The sequence below is a fragment of the Microcystis sp. M061S2 genome (assembly GCF_020245605.1).
Classification (GTDB): domain Bacteria; phylum Cyanobacteriota; class Cyanobacteriia; order Cyanobacteriales; family Microcystaceae; genus Microcystis.
Window position 1 is genome coordinate 1 of sequence record NZ_JADBUP010000026.1, and the last position, 3,368, is coordinate 3,368.

Sequence of the window (3,368 nt, forward strand, 5' to 3'; positions counted from 1 at the left end):
GAAGCGTTTGTCGGAGGCAATATGTTTGTTTACTTTAGCCCCAATCAAGTGCGTAACGAGGATTATCGCGGGCCCGATGTATTTGTCGTTGTGGACGTGCCTCGAAAAGAAAGGAAAAGCTGGGTCGTCTGGGAAGAAGAAAAAGCTCCTGATGTGGTGATTGAGTTGCTCTCTGAGAGTACAGCCAAAAAAGATAAAGAAGAGAAAAAGCTCATCTATCAGAATCGTTTGCGGGTGACAGAATACTTTTGGTATGATCCCTTTGAGCCAGAAGATTTAGCGGGACATCGCTTAGAAGGGGGCGTTTATAAATCTTTAACTCCAGATGCTCAAGGCAGGTTCAGCAGCAAAATATTAGGGCTGGTGTTAGTGCGGTGGCAGGGAATTTATGGGGATGAACAAGAGCCGATTACTTGGCTACGTTGGGCAACAGCAGAGGGGCAATTGCTCCCCACCATAGAGGAGTTGGCCGAGCAGGAAAAGCAACGGGCTGAACAGGAAAAACTGAAGGCCGAGCAAGAAAAGCAACGGGCAGAGCGCTTGGCGGCACAATTGCGATCGCTGGGAGTTGAAGTTGATGATAGTGTATGAGATAATTGCAGGCATTGTCCACCTAGATGTCTATTTTATAATTAATTTAATGCACCTACTTAGTTGCGGGCAGTTTATGAGAGCTTATTAAATATTAGGAAGGACTGTTTACGACAATGACACCATCTACAATTAATTTGTTCAAAAAATCAACGACAATCACCTGGGAAAAACTGCCCGATGATTTTATTCTACCTGACGAACCTGTGGACAACAACTTGCAACCCCTATTAGCAGCAGCTTTACGCGAATCCCTAGAATTAGCAGGACTAATTCTGGAATCGATGCTAATTGCTTCTAATTTTGGCTTATGTGCTACCGTTAAAACTCAAACAGTTGTCAAAGCACCTGATTGGGTTTATATTGCCTCAGTAAAACCGATTCCTGGCGGAAAAATTCGGTGCAGTTATACTCCCCATCTTGAAGGAGAAATTCCTACCATCGTCCTAGAGTTTATCTCGGAAACCGAAGGGGGTGAGTATTCCATCAACCCTCACTATCCCTATGGAAAATGGTATTTTTATGAGCAAATCTTACAAGTACCTGTCTATGGAATATTTCAGCCAAAAACTGGAGAATTAGATGTTTATTGTTTAGTGGCAGGAAAGTATGAGCAGCAGTTGCCAGATGAGAATAATCGTTACTGGATAAAAGAACTTAACTTGTTTATCGGTATCTGGCAAGGAACCAAAGCTGAATTTACTACTAATTGGTTGCGCTGGTGGGATAAGTCGGGAAATTTGCTATTATGGGGCAGTGAGTTAGTAGAGCAAGAAAGGCAACGAACCGAGCAGGAAAAGCAACGGGCTGAACAGGAAAAACTAAGAGCCGAGCGCTTGGCGGCACAATTGAGAGCGCTAGGAGTTGAAGTTGATGATAGTGTATGAACTAATTGCAGGTATTGTCCACCTACAGGTCTATTTGATAATTAATTTAATGCACCTACTTAGTCGTGGGCAGTTTATGAGAGCTTATTAAATATTAGGAAGGACTGTTTACGACAATGACACCATCTGCTATTGATTTACCCCCGAAATCAACGATAATCACCTGGGAAAAACTGCCAGATGATTTTATTCTACCTGACGAACCTGTGGACAACAACCTGCAACCCCTATTAGCAGCCGCTTTATAAGAGAGTAAATTTTCAGTACACTAACGAGTGAATGATTAATATGGAACGTACTACGAAAATAAAGCTTATCAGCACAATTATAGTTATAGGCTTTGCTATTGCTGTTTTTTATCACTACAGTATGGGAGCTTATTTAGGCCATCGATTTCCTGTTAATAGTTTTTTATTGACACCTAACGATAAGTTTAATGACTTTTAGAACATGGTTAAATTTATCAAAGAACTTAATCCCTACAGAAGTGATGTTTATATTTTTGGTATATATTATCCATTGGGAGAGTTATTTTTCTTCCCGTTTACTCTATTTAAGAGCAGAGATTTAGCACTATTAGTATTTTTGAGTATTTTTTTAGTCTGCTGGCTATTTTTCATAATCAAGAACTTTTCTCAGACTAATAGATTAGACAATTTTCGTGATATTTTTGTAATTTCCTTCATGAGCTATCCTTTTCTATTTACTATAGATAGAGCTAATGCAGAATTATATACGTTCTTGTTTTTATGTGGTTTTGCTTACTTTTATAATAGCTTAAATCACTATAAATCGCTTTTTGCCTTAATTTGTCTATCCCTAGCAATTGCGATGAAACCATTTCCAGCAATTTTTCTAGTCCTATTGGCAAGCGAAAAAAAGTGGAAAAATATCCTATATGTAATTATATTTGCCGCATTAATAACTATTTTTTCTCTGCTGTGTTTTCAGGGAAGTATTTTAGAAAATATTCAAGGATTGAGAAGAAATCAAGCAATGTTTGTGAAATATTATGTGATCGGATCGGAAGGTTGGCCTTATGGGGTCAGTTTGTTCGGGTTGATCAAGGTTATTACCGCTTTTGTCTTAAAGATTTCTGAAGATATTGGTATCATCCCACCATCAGATCTAGGGCAAACATTTTTTGATTGGGTTTCACTACTTTTGAGACCCTATTCTGTACTATCGTTAATAATAGTAGAATTGGTAAGTTTATACATTCTGACTAAGGAGAAACTTTTCTGGAAAAAACTAGCTCTTTTAGTTTTTGTGATGAATGTTATCCCGCCCACATCAGGAGATTATCGACTTCTCAATCTTTTTATTCCTTTGGCTTTTTTTATTAATGAACCAAAGTCAAGTAAGTTTGATTTAGCCTATCTGCTCCTGTTTGGTCTTTTGCTCATTCCCAAAAATTACTTTATTATTCCAGCCATGACCGATATGGGACTTAGTATATAGCGGTAAGCGCTTGAGTGAGATACAAACCAAGCTTTGCCTAGCATGGTTTATAGCTCGTGACACTGTACCTCATACGACTGCACACCGCTATAGGAGTTATTATTAATCCATCGTTAATGTTAATATTTGGGTTTTTGATTATTAAGGAAGGATTAAGTAAGACAACAAGAGATATACCCAAACAAAGCCTTGATAGGTCAGTTCGAGAATAAGTTTAACCTCATTGCCCAATTGTGAAAGACAATAGATAAAATATGACTAATCCTGACAATCGTGATCGCAATTGTATTGACATTGACAATGGTTTATGATAAGAAAGTGGCATCAGTTGTTCACCCCAACTAATCCAATGGCTCAAGAAACCCTCCTAATTGCAGCTAACCCACAAGGGATCAAGCTACCACCAACCCAAGATGAACTACCTTCTGA

5 protein-coding genes are annotated in these 3,368 nt (G+C 38.6%); all 5 read left to right on the forward strand.

The window, feature by feature from the left end; translation table 11 throughout:
• Positions 1–591 (forward strand): Uma2 family endonuclease (locus IM475_RS05805; RefSeq protein ID WP_287726966.1); only part of this gene is annotated, 591 nt, incomplete at its 5' end.
• A 116-nt stretch (positions 592–707) separates the two neighbouring features.
• A complete protein-coding gene (locus IM475_RS05810; protein ID WP_287726967.1) occupies positions 708–1,478 on the forward strand; it encodes a Uma2 family endonuclease in 771 nt (256 codons plus the stop codon).
• Positions 1,479–1,594: 116 nt separating this feature from the next.
• Positions 1,595–1,726 (forward strand): hypothetical protein, encoded by a 132-nt coding sequence (locus IM475_RS05815; RefSeq protein ID WP_287726970.1) that lies wholly within the window; start codon positions 1,595–1,597, stop codon positions 1,724–1,726.
• A gap of 40 nt (positions 1,727–1,766) precedes the next feature.
• Positions 1,767–1,925 carry a hypothetical protein gene (locus IM475_RS05820; protein ID WP_287726968.1) on the forward strand — a complete coding sequence of 53 codons (159 nt, stop codon included), beginning with the start codon at positions 1,767–1,769 and terminating at the stop codon, positions 1,923–1,925.
• Between the two features lie 3 nt (positions 1,926–1,928).
• Positions 1,929–2,939, forward strand: a complete 1,011-nt coding sequence (locus IM475_RS05825) for a glycosyltransferase 87 family protein (RefSeq protein WP_287726969.1) — start codon at positions 1,929–1,931, stop codon at positions 2,937–2,939.
• Positions 2,940–3,368 lie beyond the last annotated feature (429 nt).

What these genes read in the sequence shown, in the direction of transcription:
- IM475_RS05820 (WP_287726968.1), top strand. Translation starts at nt 1,767, where the DNA reads ATGGAACGTACTACGAAAATAAAGCTTATCAGCACAATTATAGTTATA.
- IM475_RS05810 (WP_287726967.1), top strand. Translation starts at nt 708, where the DNA reads ATGACACCATCTACAATTAATTTGTTCAAAAAATCAACGACAATCACC.
- IM475_RS05815 (WP_287726970.1), top strand. Translation starts at nt 1,595, where the DNA reads ATGACACCATCTGCTATTGATTTACCCCCGAAATCAACGATAATCACC.
- IM475_RS05825 (WP_287726969.1), top strand. Translation starts at nt 1,929, where the DNA reads ATGGTTAAATTTATCAAAGAACTTAATCCCTACAGAAGTGATGTTTAT.